This window comes from Prosthecobacter fusiformis, assembly GCF_004364345.1.
GTDB classification, from domain to species: Bacteria; Verrucomicrobiota; Verrucomicrobiia; order Verrucomicrobiales; family Verrucomicrobiaceae; genus Prosthecobacter; species Prosthecobacter fusiformis.
Map to the genome: position 1 here is coordinate 188,309 of NZ_SOCA01000001.1, position 15,861 is coordinate 204,169.

At 56.5% G+C, this 15,861-nt stretch carries 12 protein-coding genes; 5 read left to right on the forward strand and 7 right to left on the reverse strand.

Annotated features, from left to right (window positions below):
- Nucleotides 1–36: 36 nt before the first annotated feature.
- The 5 genes from EI77_RS00610 to EI77_RS00630 form a co-directional block, all read right to left on the reverse strand.
- The gene (locus EI77_RS00610) at nucleotides 37–2,880 is read right to left on the reverse strand and encodes a putative Ig domain-containing protein (protein ID WP_133792822.1); all 2,844 of its coding nucleotides are present in this window, start codon (nucleotides 2,878–2,880) and stop codon (nucleotides 37–39) included.
- Between the two features lie 32 nt (nucleotides 2,881–2,912).
- Nucleotides 2,913–3,911, reverse strand: a complete 999-nt coding sequence (locus tag EI77_RS00615) for a hypothetical protein (RefSeq protein ID WP_133792823.1) — start codon at nucleotides 3,909–3,911, stop codon at nucleotides 2,913–2,915.
- 187 nt (nucleotides 3,912–4,098) lie between these two features.
- Nucleotides 4,099–5,136, reverse strand: coding sequence for an outer membrane protein assembly factor BamD (gene bamD / locus EI77_RS00620; RefSeq protein WP_133792824.1), 1,038 nt, complete (start codon nucleotides 5,134–5,136; stop codon nucleotides 4,099–4,101).
- Nucleotides 5,133–5,624 (reverse strand): hypothetical protein, encoded by a 492-nt coding sequence (locus EI77_RS00625; RefSeq protein ID WP_133792825.1) that lies wholly within the window; start codon nucleotides 5,622–5,624, stop codon nucleotides 5,133–5,135. The genes bamD and EI77_RS00625 overlap by 4 nt, the downstream gene beginning before the upstream one ends.
- A gap of 24 nt (nucleotides 5,625–5,648) precedes the next feature.
- Nucleotides 5,649–6,425 carry an outer membrane beta-barrel protein gene (locus EI77_RS00630; protein WP_133792826.1) on the reverse strand — a complete coding sequence of 259 codons (777 nt, stop codon included), beginning with the start codon at nucleotides 6,423–6,425 and terminating at the stop codon, nucleotides 5,649–5,651.
- Between the two features lie 115 nt (nucleotides 6,426–6,540).
- On the opposite strand from EI77_RS00630, the gene EI77_RS00635 reads away from it, so the two are divergent.
- The 4 genes from EI77_RS00635 to EI77_RS00650 all read left to right on the forward strand — a co-directional run bounded on the left by EI77_RS00635 (nucleotide 6,541) and on the right by EI77_RS00650 (nucleotide 12,860).
- Complete coding sequence (locus tag EI77_RS00635) at nucleotides 6,541–8,283, forward strand: S1 family peptidase (protein WP_166646935.1); 1,743 nt, start codon at nucleotides 6,541–6,543, stop codon at nucleotides 8,281–8,283.
- A 148-nt stretch (nucleotides 8,284–8,431) separates the two neighbouring features.
- Nucleotides 8,432–11,083, forward strand: a complete 2,652-nt coding sequence (locus EI77_RS00640) for an AAA family ATPase (protein ID WP_133792828.1) — start codon at nucleotides 8,432–8,434, stop codon at nucleotides 11,081–11,083.
- A 5-nt stretch (nucleotides 11,084–11,088) separates the two neighbouring features.
- Nucleotides 11,089–12,078, forward strand: coding sequence for an acyltransferase family protein (locus tag EI77_RS00645; RefSeq protein ID WP_133792829.1), 990 nt, complete (start codon nucleotides 11,089–11,091; stop codon nucleotides 12,076–12,078).
- Nucleotides 12,079–12,122: 44 nt separating this feature from the next.
- Entirely contained in the window at nucleotides 12,123–12,860 is a 738-nt protein-coding gene (locus EI77_RS00650) for an RluA family pseudouridine synthase (RefSeq protein ID WP_133792830.1), read from the forward strand.
- 22 nt (nucleotides 12,861–12,882) lie between these two features.
- Here the strand turns inward: EI77_RS00650 and nspC are convergent, their stop codons facing one another.
- Nucleotides 12,883–14,073, reverse strand: coding sequence for a carboxynorspermidine decarboxylase (gene nspC, locus EI77_RS00655; protein WP_133792831.1), 1,191 nt, complete (start codon nucleotides 14,071–14,073; stop codon nucleotides 12,883–12,885).
- A 98-nt stretch (nucleotides 14,074–14,171) separates the two neighbouring features.
- Between nspC and EI77_RS00660 the strand changes: the two genes are divergently transcribed.
- Nucleotides 14,172–15,461: a hypothetical protein gene (locus EI77_RS00660; RefSeq protein WP_166646936.1), complete on the forward strand. Its 1,290-nt coding sequence runs from the start codon at nucleotides 14,172–14,174 to the stop codon at nucleotides 15,459–15,461.
- On the opposite strand, the gene EI77_RS00665 is transcribed toward EI77_RS00660, so the two are convergent.
- A complete protein-coding gene (locus tag EI77_RS00665) occupies nucleotides 15,455–15,838 on the reverse strand; it encodes a VOC family protein (RefSeq protein ID WP_133792833.1) in 384 nt (127 codons plus the stop codon). The genes EI77_RS00660 and EI77_RS00665 overlap by 7 nt on opposite strands.
- Nucleotides 15,839–15,861: the final 23 nt, after the last annotated feature.

Genomic DNA, 15,861 nt, shown 5'->3' on the forward strand with positions numbered 1-15,861 from the left:
AATGTGTTTTTGCGTAATTCGCTGCACTCCTGATGATTAATCCAGAGGGATAGCGAGAGTAACCTGGCCAGATTGAATTGGATCCGTGGTGGTGCCAGGAGCCTGGGTGAGGAGGAAGTAGCCAAAGCCCTCCCATTGCGTGCCGTTGCGGATGACGTGGCCGGAGAATTTGACGGAGCGATTTGCGACGCCGTCATGGATGAAGGTGCCCGAGAAGGTGCCCTTAGCAGCATTGACAACGAGCTTGGTCGTGCGGGGATTGGGCAACTGCACTTCCACCTTGTTGGAGGCCTTCAGCAGGACATCAATGTCTGGCGAACCGCCCACCTCGACACCCGCATCCTCACCCTCGAAATCAAGCTTAGCAACCCTTTCATCAGCAAGATCCAGGATGAAATTGGTGGCAAGAGTGCGAGCATAACGACTACCAGCGATGGTCAGAGCAGCGGAATTCAGGCTGAAGCCGGACTGGTAAGCACGGGACTTGGTGGTGGTGCCAGCCGGGCGCAGCCAGCTCAGGGTGCCGCCGATGGTGTCATTGTTGGCGATGTTCTCGCCAACACCTACGGTGCCATTGTTGAGCTGAAGATTGCCCAGGAGGGAACCTTTAAGCGGAGTGTAGATCAGATTGAAAACCACAACCTGGCCAGTCGGCCCGACAAAGGTGGAACCGGTGAGCTTTTCCCCATCGGCAGTCATGCCGGTCATGGAGATGGAACCGTCCGTTTTTGCGGTCATAGACAGGATGCTAGCTCCCTTAGGATTGCTGGCCGAGGTGCCTGAGGCAGTGACGGCAGCATTGTAAATCCCGACATAGTTCGTGGCTGGCGCAGCGCTGCTGAAGGTCCTTCTCCAGCCTGTGACAGTAGCGGAAGTAATTTTCGTCTGACCAGGAACCAGGTAAGAATCCTGAATCGTCGCGCTGGTAAGCAAATTAGTCGTGGTGTTCACGGTGAATTTGAAGTCAAGCGGCACGTAGCTGATGGCCGGACGACGGATGACAATGGTCGTCGTCGGGTTAGCGACGGTCAGGTCTGGGAATGAGCCGGTGAAAGAAATCACCTTATTGTTACCCAGGGTGATTTTGCCGGTGATGGCACCGAGCTTGGACACGGTCATGTCGATACGGCCACCCAGATTGTTGGTCAGGGAATAACCAGAAGGCAGCAACTCAACCTGACGGGCGATCCAAGCAACATAAGTGCCTTCCAGATTGGCAGGCAGGCCGCTCACAATCAGAGTAGCTTTGCGGGTCACTGTGCGCACGCCTGGACCATTGGAGATGGTGAAGGTGACGGCATACGGAACAGCTCCTTTGCTTGCTTTCGGGCTACCTGTGATCAGACCGGTGGCGGCATTCACCACCAACCCTGATGGCAAGCCTGAAGCCTTATAAGAAGTCGGGCGGCTTCCTGCAACCGTGCTGGCAGGAATTTGATATGAGTACTGGGAACCCAGGAGTGCTGCTGGCATCACGATCGGGTCAGACGCATCCGTATAAGAAGGTGCCGCATTGCTGATCACCAAGCTGAATTCACCAGATTCCAGGGAATCTTCACCGCTGAAGATTTCGCAGGTATAAACGTCACCGTCATTAGCAACGCTGAGCGTTTTGACCGTCAGAGTTTTGGTGGTCACACCGGCAAACTGACCGCCATTGGCAAGGGGTTCGCCATCTTTCTTCCAGAGGAAGCCAGTTGGCTTACCATAATAAACAGCAGTAAGCTTGATGGAACCGGCTTCAGCGCCTGCATAAGTGCGGTTTTCCTGCTCGATGACAACCACCTGCACGGCCTTGGTGGTCGTGGAACCACCGCCAGTGATCTTCACTGCGTTGGTGGCCATCACGGTGTAAGCACCTGCATCGAAGGCGGTAGCATTACGGATGAAGAGCTGGGAGTCATTGGCACCCACGAGGCTGGCACCTTTCTTCCACTGATAAACGACACCGTTCGGAGACACCGCTTCGGATTCCAGGGTAAGGTCAGCTCCCAGAGGGATGACATCACCTGTAGGCTCCTGCACGAACGTTGGCTTAACTGAGAGCACATTCAGAGCGACGGCATTGCTGGTGCGGATGACGGTCGGGCCGTCTTTCACCACCACATCATAGCTGCCAGTGTCTGTGGTCTTGGCACTGAGCAAGGTCAGTGTGGAGGAAGTGGCACGACTGATGTTTTTGCCGTTTTTCCGCCACTGATAAGTGAGGGTAAACTCGCTGCCACTGTCTGCAACGGCTTCAAAAACCACCTGGGTGCCAGTGAAGACCGACTCATCCGATGGTGTGCGGCTCACGCTCACATCGGAAAGGAGGTAAGCTTCGCCTGCGGTTTTGTGAGCGGCGGCGGTGCCACCGATGTTTTCACCATCTTCAAGCACACCCACATGCGCCACGAGTTCCATCGCGCTTGTATCCGGGCTGACCATCGTGTGGTTAGGGAACAGGGTGCTCTCCGCAGCCCATGTCTGGCTGGTGGAGAAAATAGCCTGCTGAGGAGCTGTCTCGGCAACTGCACCGGTGAGGATCCAGATATAGACTTTTTTACCGGCGAGAGTACTGTAGGCGTTGCCTTCGTAGCTTGCCGAAGTGTCATAGTCCAGGGAGACATCAAAGAAACCGCGAGCACCATCAACCGACAAGGGCGTGGTGGATTCACCCACTTGGATGAAATCCGTGTTTAATTGTGCATAGGTTTTACCATCGAATTCATAAGCGTCTGGAAAGACACCGAAACGCACCACAGCCGAGCTGAGGCCGACAAGACCGCCGCTAGGGGTGATACCGTTGCCAAGATTACTGGCGAAGAGTTTGGCAGGTGCCGCCTGCGAGACGCTGAGCGCGCCCAGCAGCAGCGCTGCGGAAAGAAGAAGTTTTTTCATGAGTGAGGACAGGTTGAGAATGAGTAAAGGGTTCAGTCAGCAAAAGGTTCAGGCAGGGCAAAACCCGCTGTGCCGGCCTGCTCCTTGAAAAGGATGGCCTTGGCCGGGGCGATCATGGCGGAGCCTGCGTCCGTGACGCTATCTCCCAGTGCGCGCCAGCCGATTCCACCAGGGCCGCCGGTCTTGTAATAGTAGCCAGTCATCACACCTTCGTTTTCGAGGTAAACGATATCCGAAACGCCAGGGCCTGTGCCACCGGTGATGTTGGACTGGATGTCACTGGCGGACAATGAAGTGCTCACCATGAAGGGATTGTTGACGATGTTATGTCCAGCGGCCACAGCAGCCACGTGACGTGCAGGAAGCGCATCTCCAGACAGGTAGATAGACAGGTCCGAACCGGCGATACGCACCACTAGGACACCGCTGCCCGGCTGGATGACGACACCACCCTGGTCTGCGCCAGTAGGGTCAGAGACCAGCTTCCAGGCAGTGCCATTGTAGAAGTAAGCGACCAGCTCACCTGCATTGGTGAGGTAAATTTTATCGGAGAGCGCAGGATCAGCCACACCCGTCAGTCCAGTCTCATTGGCAGCACCAAAAAGGGTGGCAATGGTGGAAAGCTGATAGATGACATACTGGTCGCCCACATTGGGCTCCACAGACAGATCAGCCGTCACATCCTGACCAGCCTGATCAGTGATGAGTGCAGATATCCCATATGCATTGGTGCCCGACTGATTGGCACGGCTGACAATCTTGATGGCGTGAGGTGCAGCCTCCACATCACCGAGGACGGAGGGGCTGGAAGCCAAGGTCAAGACATCACCCGCGACACCGCCGACGGTTCCAGAAGAGACGATTTTGACGTTAGGCAATCCCACCAAGGTGGATTTGCCTGCTGGAAGTGGAATCGTAAGAGCGCCTGCGACGCGGCTCATCGGAAGCATGTCCGCCTGGCCGTAGGCCTGATGTGCACCCAGCGCCAAAAGCGAGAGCAGGGCGAGAGTTGATAATGGTGGTCTGATCATGAGATAGGTATAACTTGAAGGTTAGTGAGACACTGACAGCGCCGTCACGGCTCCCTTTGAACCTGCTTCACCCTTTTTCCAAAACCTGGCGGGCAACACTTTCGTCACTTTCGAATAAGCTTTGGCGCTGAAAACGGCTGGCTTTCAGGGAAATCCGCCCTTCCAGCCCAAACTTGTCACATTAGCGTCACCTGATTTCCCTCGGCCGATCCTGCCGGAGAGGTCCATCTGGCACCTGTGGTCCCACCTTTTCCGTGACCTCAGAAGGGGCATTTTCCGCTTCGATGGCCATCCTGATTTTGTCACGCAGGGGGCTTCCTTCCTGGAGCAGTTTTGGAAACTTCAGGGCGAGCTGGCGATAGTACACGGCTGCGGCTTTTTCATTGCCCTGGCCTTCATAGTATTGCGCCAGCACCCGCAGCTCACGCTCCTCCGCCACCAGCACTTCAGCCAACCCTGCCCTGGCCTGGGCACCTTTATCACTTTCAGGAAAGCGGGTCAGAAACCACGTCAGCAGTACCGCCGCACGCTCGCGATCTTTGGGGGAGACTGCGCCACGCATTTTCTTCCACTTTTTGAAAGCAATGTCAGCCACCTGGTAGCCGGCATCGTCCGCCAGTTCATGCCGGGGATAGGTTTCCACAAACTCCTCATGACGTGCCTGCGCTTCCTCTACCCTGTCTGCTTTTTCCAGGGCTACGCCTAGCAAATAATGCGCCTGGATGCCCTCCTCCGAATGCGGTCCGCTGAGGATGATCTTGGCCAGCATACCCAGGAGATCATCCACCAGCAGCAGATCCCCTTTTTTCACCGGTTCCAGGGAGCGCCGCTCATCCTTGGCCATGCCTAGCTGGCGCTTCACCAGCAGGAGCTGCTCCTCTTGGGCACGGGTGAAATGACCAGGCTGGCGGGTGGCCAGTGTTTCCAGGACTCCAAAGGCTTCCAAGGGCTCATTCAGGGAAAGATGAATGCGGTACATCTCCCACAGGGCCATGGCTGAATACTCGCTGGCAGGATACTTTTTCGTGACGGTCGCGAAGCGCTCCAGCGCCTCCTTACGGTCTCCGCTCACCAGCGCTTTTTGACCCCGCTGCAGCAGCCTGGCAGCCAACTCAAGGTCCTGCGTGTCAGCTGCGGACAAAGGCGCGGCACCTAACAAAAAATAAAGCAGCCCCGGTAGAGCGGGGCTGCTTTGAATCAGAGGTTGGATGAAGTTCCAGTTCACTCGCCGACGGCGCTCAGGCTTTCAAGTTTAGGAAGAGGCAGCAGACCGCCACCTGAAGCTGATGCCGCAGGCTGGATCGTGCTTGGCTTGTAGGTCATGGCCAGTTGCTCACTGGTCCTTTTCCCATATGTCAGGCGGCCCAGTGCCACATAGGCATCGCGCTGGCTTTTCATGGGGTTCTTCACCAGAGCTTCAGCCCCCGGATACAGATTTTCCACCAGCCCGGAATTGGGGCCCAGGCAGTCCAGATGCGGCACCGTGAGGTCATCCACAATGGTGTAGTCAAAACTCACGACCTGCTGGCCGATGTTTCTGAACTTCACTGAATATTCAATCGTCTCTTCATCCACCATGTCGCTGACAAGCTGATAGGTGATCGGAGACTGGCCGATGAGGACCGGATCTGTCGTGATGGTTTTGCAGGAGCTGAGGACGGTCAGGGCCAGGAGGCCGCCGAGGAGGGAACAAAGACTGTTCTTGGTAAGCATGGGAGGTGGAGTGGGAGAAAGGTATCAATAGCGATAACGGAAACCGACGAGGTAGCCGTCGTTGCCGTAACCACGGAGGTTGTCGAGATCGCCAAAGTAAGATTTCCGGTATTCGGCGAAGACGGAGTAACGCTCTTCCCAGGACCACTCGAGGCCCGCACGCCAGTTCCAGGCGTTGATGAATTCATCGATGGAGAATGGAGGCTGTTCATTCGGCTCCGTGGTACCACCCGTCAACTGGTCAGCAGACTTGCCTGTGGCATTGCGAAACCAGACCTGACCACCGCCCAGACCACCGCCCACATAGGGCTTAAACCCGCCCAAAATCTTGCCAATGCGTGCTCGGTAGCGATAGAGATCCAGCGCAAAGGTGCCGTTGAGGCTGAAGATCAGAGAATTCATATCCGCCTGATAGGCCGCCAGATCATCGGGATTCAGGCTGCCAGTGGGGACGGAACCCTGAAGTGTGGTGGAGGTGAAAGTGGCCTCAGCAGCCAGGGAGAATTGCAGTGGGATACGCTTGGCCTTCCAGCTCTTACCCACTTCGATGCTGAACATCGCGCTGCCATCAGCATCATCCAGGGAGAAATTGCGGTCGCCGACCCGTGTCGTGCCTGTATGACCCAGAGTTTCACCGACAGCGATGCTGACGAAAGGCCCTATTTTGCGCTTTTGGTTAGTGGCGTCTGTGAGAGAGTTCAGAGATTTCAGCTCCAGCTCAGCCGCATTGGCTGGGACTTGAAGGAGACAGAACACGCCAAGGCAGCAGGCGGCGGTGCGGGTCAAAGTAGAGGCGGTCATGCGTTCGGGACGATGTGATAGCGTGCACGTCTGCTTCACGAAATGAGTTCCATGTGAAGAATTTGTCACAAGGCCCAGGCGGCATTCCTGTCACATTGTCTTTACCATGGCAGGCATGTCATCGTCCCCGCACAGATCCCTCGAAAACCTCTTTTCGGCTCTGTTTCTCACATCCGTTTGCTTCACCGGCACCCTTGCTGCCCAGGAAAAGGACAAGCCGCAAAAACCACCGGTCTCGGATGCGGTTTTGAATCCCCTGGCACCGCGCCCGGCAGAGGCCCCTCCCCTGCCCGTCCCGCCTGAACTGCCAGACTCGGGTTTCCCAGTGGATGTCAACGAATACGAAAACCCGCTCCTCCACTTTGAAGGCGCACCCACCGACCTGTCCTTGGCTGAAGAGCTGGATGCGGATCTGCTGCCCCCCATTTCCCCCTACCTGCCTGGGGAACCCGCAGAGGAATCCCCGTCCGTGACGCCTGAGCAACAGAAGCTCATGGCCATGGGTGCCCGCGTGGCCACTTCCGTCATGGGCGTACGCGTTTGGGATTCCTTTGGAGTCCTGCTGGCCTCCGGCATCGGCAGTTATGTGACGGCGGATGGCATTATCCTCACCGATGCAGGTCTGCTGCACCCGGAGATCGCCGGAAAAGCGGATTACATCACCCTCGTCGGTGCCGATGGCACCAGTGACCGGGTCAGCGGTTTTTACATTGTGGATACCGTTTCCGGCGTGGCTTTGCTCCAGAGTGAAAACATGGATTCCATCCCTCTCGACCTCAACCCCGGACAGGACTTTGGCCAGGAGCAACGCAGCCACGTGCTGGCGATGTCGGAGAAACGCGGCCTCGTGCTGGCTGAAGCCCGCGTGCAATCTGACAGCGCCATCACAGCCCTAGGCTGGCTGAACGTGCGCGGTGACGACTCTCCGGGTGCTGTCGGATCCCCCGTCCTGGATGATGAAGGCCGCATGACGGCAATGATCGGCATGCAGGTGCCGTTGAAGAGCTGGAAAAACTATGCCCTGCCCGTGGATGCTGCCGCTTTGGCTTTGCGGCAAAAACGCGCCCCTTTGCGCCCCCTCAAGGACCTGCCGAAAAAACCCGGTGTGGGTGATGTGGTAAAAGATCCAGCTTTCATAGAAGCCTTTCAGACACTGGAGCAAAAACTCTTTGAGCTGGCCCTGCGAAAGCTCATCCAGCTCACACGAAAATACCCACGCAGCGCGGAATGCTGGGCTCTCCTGGGCCTGTGCGCCACCCATCTGGGCGCTGCGCCTGAGGCGGTCAATTGCCAGCGCAAAGCTGTGGCGCTGGACCCCAAGGCTGGTCTCTACTGGCACCAGCTCGCCTTTGCCAAATTGCGCGATACACCGACCACGGCCGAGCAGACGGAAGAGGATCGCGATGCTCTCATCCAGGCCGTGCAGCAACGGCCGAATGATCAGGTCGCCTGGCTTTTGCTCGCCAGCCGCCATGTGCGGGATGGTGAACTCACCAAGGCCGACGATGCTCTGCGACGTGTCACCCTGCTGGCTCCTGAGTATGCCCAGGCGCATTATTTGCAGGCCTATGTGCGCGGTCGCCTGAAAGACTACACGGGAGCCCAGACCGCTATTTCACAAAGCCTCAAGCTGAATTCCAGCTCCTCCGAAGCCTGGTATTATCAGGGGTTGCTCTTTGATAAGCGCAATGACCCGCGGGAGGCAGCCAAGGCTTATCGCAATGCCGTGCGTTTGCGCCCGGACCATCCTCAAGCCTGGATGAACCTGGCCCATGCCTATAAAAAAGCAGGCCTCGGCACCGAAGCCCGGCAGGCTTTCATTGAGCATCAAAAGCGGAATAAAAACGCAGGTGCCTAATGAAGCAGCATTGATTCCCAATCTTTCTTGAGGGGGCTTATCAGGCTGTCAGTCACGGTCCATTAGCAGTCAGAACTTTAGGATTGGGGCAGAACACCGCCTTGCCATCACGCGGGCGGCGTTCCAGGTTGCATGTTGCTGCTCCCTCATGCGCCTTCATTCCATCACCGTCCGCCACTACCGCCGCCACCTGGAGCTGCGTGTGGATTTGGACCCGGCGCGCACGCTCATCGGCGGCCCGAATGAATCCGGTAAAAGCACTCTGGTGGAAGCCACCCACCGCGCCTTGTTTCTCAGGGCCAAGGGCAATAGCAAAGAGCACAAGGAGATGCTTTCCCTCACGCACGGTGGCAAGCCGGAGGTCGAGCTGGAATTCGAAGCCGAAGGCCGCCGCTACACACTGGTCAAAAGCTTCAAAGGCGCAGGTGGCATGGCGCGGCTGACCCAGGCCGGAGGCAGCTCATGGCAGGGTGATGAAGCGGAAGAACGCCTGGCCAGCCTGCTCAAAGTCAATGGCGGCGGGCGCAAATCCGGGGAGCAATGGAGCCACCTCTGGGTCTGGCAGGGCAGCTCGGCCAATGACCCGCTCATTCAGGCGAATACAGAACGTGAGTCCCTGGTGCAACGCCTGCAATCCCAGGGTGGCGCAGCCGTCATCCAGTCTCCACTGGATGCCCGCATTGCAGAACATTTCGCGGTCCAAATGAAAGTGGCTTTTCAAGAGAAAGGCGAGCCAAGAAAGAACTCAGATTTGGGCCAGGCTTTGCAGGCTGAGGAGGTCGCCACAGAAGCAGAAACCGTGGCCCAGGCCAGTGTGCAAAAGCTGCAACAAGCCATCCTTCAGCATGAGCAGGCTGCGGTGCAAATGGCGGAAGCAGAAGCCGCCCTGCGTCACATGGAATCCGAACGCGCCGCCCTGGCTCACCGTAGCGCCGAGGTGAACCGTCTCCGGCAGGTGGAGCAAGAAGCAGGCAGACAGGTCCAGGCAGCCCGCAAAGCCTATGAAGCCCGTTTGGCCACCCAGCAGACCATTGAGCAACTGCAAAGGAACCTCGACAGCCTGCTCACTGAACTAGCACCGCAGCAGGCACGCCAGGAATCCCTGACTCAGTCAGTCGCCACAGCACGCAAGCTGGCAGCCGAATGTGAAAGCTCCAGCCACGCCGCAGAAGATGTCGTGAGCAACATGCGTGCCCTTCATGACTATGCTCTTGCCCTGTCCACTCTGGCTGAAAAGGAGCGCCATCTACTTCACCTGACACGGCAGGAACAAGTCGTGAACGACCTCCTGGCCAAACGTGCTGAGCTTGAGAAAAAGATCGGAACGCTGCCCAAAATCGACCCAGCAACACTCACCTCGCTTCAAGCTCTGGAACGTGCGCAGGACAAGGCACTCACCTTGCTTAACAGCGTGGCCACAGAGATCGAACTCCTGACCACTGATGTCCCCGTCCAGGTCGGTGATCAGGAATTGAAAGCAGGGCTGCCACTCACCCTAACCACTGATACCGATGTTCTTATCGGCAATACCAAGCTGAGACTCCGCCCCGGTGGTGGCACGAGCTTGGCCGAGGCCAGAGCCAAGGAGAAAGAAGCCCGGCGCAAACTCGATGAATCCTTCACTACCTATGGCGTGAAGTCCTTGCAAGAAGCTGTCGCCATCTCCGCAGAGCGTGACCGGCTGCAGGGGGACTGGAAAGCGCTGACTGCGGAACTCAAAGGCCTGGCTTACGAAAAATTGCAGGCAGATCTTACCGAGGCTAAACGCTCTTTTGCAGCCGCCGAAACAGAGGTTGCGCACCGGAGGCAAGACGATTTCCCGGCAAATCCAAACCCCGTGGAAACCAAGCTAGCGCTTGCGGCTGCTGAGACCGCGCTTCAGACCTGCCGCTTGCAGAGAGACCAAGCCGCCTCTTCATTAAAGAAGCACGAAGCCGCCCTCAACACCCAGGCCGAAGCCCTGCGTGAAAACATGCGTCGGCTGGAGGAGGTCAAAATACGCCTGACTGTTTTAAATGAGCATGAAGGCCCGGATAACGAACGCGCGGAAGCCTTGAAAAAAGCGGCTTTGGATGTCGCCCAGGCTGACGCCCAGCTAGCCTCTGCTCATCAAGATTTACAGTTCCATCACCCTGACGATTTACCGTCGGATCAAGCGCGTTTTGACCGCGCCCATCAAAGCCAGAGTGATAAAAAAGCAGACGCTCAAAAAAGACACATCGAAGCCGCCACCCTCCTCCGCAGTGACGGCACGACAGATCCAACCACGGCCCTGGCCCTAGCTACTGCACGGGCGCAGGCCGCCCGTGCCAACCGCGAAGCTGCCCATCGTCATGCCTACGCCATGCGCCGTGTGCATGAACTCATCCTGGAAGAGCAGCACACCCTGGCGGACCGGTTCACGCGGCCACTGGCCGAACGCGTGGAAGGTTATTTGCAACGTTTGTTTGGCCCAGGCGTGAGTGTCACCGTGACCATGCAAAACAATTCCTTCGAAGGCCTTTCCTTGAGCCGACAGGGCCAGCCAGCGTTTTCCTTTGAAACGCTCAGCCAGGGAGCCAGTGAGCAAGTTGCCGCAGCCTTCCGCCTGGCCATGGCTGAAATCTTGGCCGAGTCCCACAACGGCTGCCTCCCCGTCGTCTTCGACGATGCCTTCGCCCACTCTGATCCCGCCCGTGTGCAGAGCCTCCATCGCATGCTCGATCTCGCCGCCACCCGCGGCCTTCAGATCATCCTGCTCACCTGTACCCCCGCCGACTATGCCATGATGGGAGCAGCGGAATTACGATTAGACAGTTGAAAGACATGAATCCCCACCGCAACCAGACTATTGATGCTGCCAAGCTATTCTTGGCATTTGGTGTTGTCTTTGTCCATTTAGGACCAAGCGACACCCCCTGGCTGAATAAATCGTTTAATACTGTGACGGTGCCAGGATTCATCATATTGGCACTGTATTTTTTCATTCACAGGATTTCCGCATTTGCCCAAACACCGAGAGCTTCATTTCAAATTCTACAGTTAGATAGATTAGCCGTCCCCTATGTCTCATGGACGTTGATTTATCTCCTCTTGCGTCTTGTGAAGCATCACTCACAGCAAAGCGAATTTTCTCCTGACTGGCTACAATTGTTACTTTATGGCGGAGCAGGTGTTCAGCTCTATTATCTCCCCTTTCTATTGCTTTGCCAGGCATGGTTACTCGTATTTGGTCTTATTCATTATCGAAAACATATAGTCCTAGCTATAGCACTCATCTGTTCCGCATGTCTTTTTGGCCACACCGGGGCTTCTCAAAATTACTTTATGTTTGATGAAGCCATACCCCGCAGTCTCCTTTATGCAGCACTTGGCTTGATTTTATATTTTGCAGCCCCTGAAAATAAATATCAAGGAGGAACCATCATTATAGGACTGATCGTCATCCTATTATTAATAGCTTTGAATATGCTTGGCATTTCGGCAACCTGGCTCAGGATCATTAGCGGGCCATTGGCTGGCTATGCTATCAGCAGTGTCTTTTTAGCACTTCCCAAGTTGAGTGTATCATCGAAAATATGCACTATTGCATTGGGTTCAAGTTACGGCATTTATTTAATTCACCACGGGTTGATTGAGGTTTTTGAAGTTTTAGCTGAGAGACTCGGCTTTAGTCTGATCCCGTACAGTTTAAGTGAAAAAATTCTGGTTATACCCATCGTCTGCGTGGTCTGCATCATTCTGGCTATGTTTATTAGGCGCAGCCCACAATTGCGGTATCTTTTACTTGGAGAAGCTTACAAACGAAGACTTTGATTCAACTCGCTACCATACCCCTCCCGCCCATCCCACCTCTAACCATGTCTTCGGCTGAGCCTCCTGCCATCACCACTTGTCCCATTCTGCATCGGGACCGCTTCATCGTGATCGTCAATAAACCAGCCGGGATACTCTCGCATCCGAACACGAATCGCAGCACCGAGCAGGCCGCCTTTGAAGGACGATACGACCTCGAGACCCAGTGCTTCGACGGCCCTGGGGGAAAGGTCTGGCTCATTCACCGGCTGGACCAAGATACCTCGGGCATCCTTCTCGGTGCCTTGGATGAAAAGACGGCGGAAAAATGCCTCCTCATGTTCGAGGAAGATGCGGTGCAAAAGCAATACTTGGCCCTTGTCCGTGGCCATCCGGGCAAAGAAGGCACCTGGCTGGATCATCTGGCCACCAGTCGGGAAAAAGGCCGCGTGCGCACCAGTGTCATTAAAGGCCGCCAGCCCAATGCCGAACTGGATTTCCAAACCCTGGCCCACCATTCTGGAGAACGGCTTTCCCTACTCAACATCCACCTCATCACAGGCAAGACCCATCAGATCCGTGTCCAGGCCTCATCACGACAGCATCATTTGTTAGGCGATGATGTTTATGGTCACTTCGAGCTAAACCGAAAACTGCGCAAAGACCTCTCTTTAAAACGACTGTTTCTCCACGCTCATACCCTGACCCTCAAGCATCCCGCCAGCGGACAGCGCCTGCAAGTGAAGGCACCGCTGCCCCCGGATCTCGCCAGTGTTCTCGATAAACTCGGCATCACCCTGTAGGGCGGCGCCGCCCCATCCTTCCTCAAGAAAGTTTCCTTTTAAAATCCTCATACCCGAAACGCCGCACCACTCGCAGTTCTCCCGTTGCCGGATCATAAAGATCAATGTCAGGATGCGGCACGCCGTTGAAGGTGCTCGTTTTCACCATCGTATAATGAGCCATGTCGGTAAAGACCAGTTTCTGGCCTAACTGCAAAGGCTGCGGGAAGCTGTATTCGTTGATCACATCCCCCGCCAGACAGGTCAGTCCGCCCAGCCGGTAAGTATAAGGAAGCACACCCGGCAGATCACTGCCCACCACATGCGGGCGATAAGGCATCTCCAGCGTATCCGGCATGTGCGCCGTGGCGGAGGTATCCAGGATGGCCGTAGGCATCTCCGTAGGCACGATGTCCTGCACGCTGGCGATAAGGTATCCCGTATTCAGAGCGATGGCCTCGCCCGGCTCCAGATACACCTCCTTGCCCCAGCGCTCGCGGAAGCTGCGGATCACCCTCACCAGCCGTTCCACATCGTAGTCATTGCGTGTAATGTGGTGGCCACCGCCCATGTTTACCCATTTCGCCTGGGCAAGCAGCTTGGGAAACCGCGCCTCCACAGCTGCCAGCGTGCGCTCCAGCACATCGGAATCCTGTTCACACAACGCATGGAAATGCAGCCCCTCCAGACCGGAAAGGTCTGTGTTTTCCAGATGCTCCGCCCGCGTACCCAGACGGCACTCGGGCGAGCAGGGATCATACAGACTGCATTCCACCTCGCTATGCTCCGGATTTACCCGGATGCCAGGGCTGGGCACATGCAACCCGGCGGCACGCGCAGCCTCCAGCATCGGGCGGAAGCGCTGCCACTGGGCAGGTGAGTTAAAGCTGAGATGATGGGCGATGGGGATCAGCTCCTGCATTTCCGCATCCTTAAATGCAGGTGCATAAACATGCAGCTCCTTACCAAATTCCTCATGGGCCAGCAGCGCCTCATGGATGCCACTGGCGCAGCAGCCGTGCAGATATTGCCGCACCAGGGGAAAAGTGGAAAACATGGAAAAACCCTTCAACGCCAGCAGGATGCGAGCACCCGAGCGCTGCTGTACATCCGCCAATTTCTCAAGGTTCCGTTTCAACAGCCCCAGATCCACCACGTAGGCAGGCGTCTCGACAGCAGAGACATCGAAAGCGGGAGCGGGCTGCTCAAAGACATGCGGAGGGGTAGGTGCCATGGTCGCTGTTTTTTAAAGAGATGCGGGCCGGGTGCCAGTGATACTTTGCACACATGCCTTGCATCCGCCCGGCCCCCCATGATAAACCTGCACCGATCATGCAAAAAATCGTTATTTGTCTGTACCTCGCCTCCTTCTGCCTGCCCGCCCTGGCACAGACGGCTCAGCGCGCATGGACAGATGAGACTGGACGCCAGGTACAGGCCGAATACGCTGGCATGCAGGGCGACAGCGTCCTCCTACGCCTGGCCCCAGATAAAACTGTCCCCTTCCCCCTGGCCCGCCTAAGCCCAGCGGACCAGGACTATGTGAAAGCACAGTCCGCTGTCCCTGCAACCGCCGCGCCCACCATCAGCTCTGATCCGGCACGCAAGCCGATTGAAGAGCGCACCTGGCCCGGCAACGTCGAGGTCCCCGCGCGCTCCATTGAAATCAAGGCCATCCATGAAAGTGTGGCCGAGCGCACTTATGTGTATCAATCCGAAGCCTTTGAATTCACATCCCAGGCCAAGCTCGCCGGCAGTGTGATGAAGGAAGTAGCCCGCACCTTTGAGGCCACTCGCTCCCTTGTCGAGGCCCTTCCCTGGGGCATCGTCTGCCGCCCACCGGATGGCATGCCCCGCTTCAAAGCCGCCCTCTATGAATCCCGGCAGGATTACATTGATGCTGGCGGCCCGGAAAATTCCGGCGGCGTTTACAACACCGGGGACAAGATTTTCAAGATCCCCTTCCCCAGCCTGGGCATGGAAAAACGCGGCCAGACGTATTTCAAAAACGACAGCTATAGCAACAGCACCCTGGTCCATGAAATCACCCATCAACTCATGGATGAATACCTCGGTTTCCTGCCCACCTGGATCATCGAAGGCACCGCAGAATATACCGAAATGCTGCCGTATAAATCCGGCACCTTCCGCGCAGATGCCCACAAAAGCGGCATCAAGGATGACATCAGCATCTGGGAAAAACAGGAAGGTTTTCAAGTCGATATCGGCAATCTGGAAACCCACATGACCATGACGCGTGACCAGTGGAATGAAGCCTGCAGCACCCCAGATCGCATGCGCGACATGTACCATCGCTCCCAGCTCCTGGTCTATTACTTCAGCCATCTGGATGGCGATAAAAAAGGCACCCGTTTCATTCGTTTCATGGATGCCGTGCATGGCGAAGTCGCCGCCATGCGTGCCTTCTTCGCCGATCCCCGCGTGAAACGCATGGAAGGCGGCCGCTTCAGCTACCCCAGCGATCTCACCCCGCCCAACATGCGCGGCACCGCCGTCTTCAAGCACCTGCCCATTCTCCTCGAAGAGCGCCCTTATGCAAAAATCGCCAGCGAGATCATCGAAGGCTATAAAAGCATCGGGGTGAAAATCCAGGTTCAGTGATGCCCCGGCTTCCGCTTGTGGATGCAGATGGAGTTACCATCCGGGTCATTGACCAGCGCCATGTGACAGACCGGAGATTCATACGGCCCAAAGTAGGGCTCCACGCCCTTGTTCTTCAGCCACTGTAGAGACGCCTCAAAGTCCTCCACCTCTAGCGCCACCCCGCCACCGTCCTTGCTCGGTTTCCACATGTCCCCGCCAATGCATAGCGCTAGCACATGCGGCCCCACCTCATACTCCACCCATTCCGGCTTCTCCAGATCCTCCCCAAACGTCGAGGCGACCTTGAGGTTCAGCACGTTCTCATAAAATTCACGTGCGCGTTTCATGTCGGTAACGCTGTACCCGGTAAAAGCAAATTCGGTGACTTTGAGCATGGCGGTGGAGAGCTAGAGGTTGA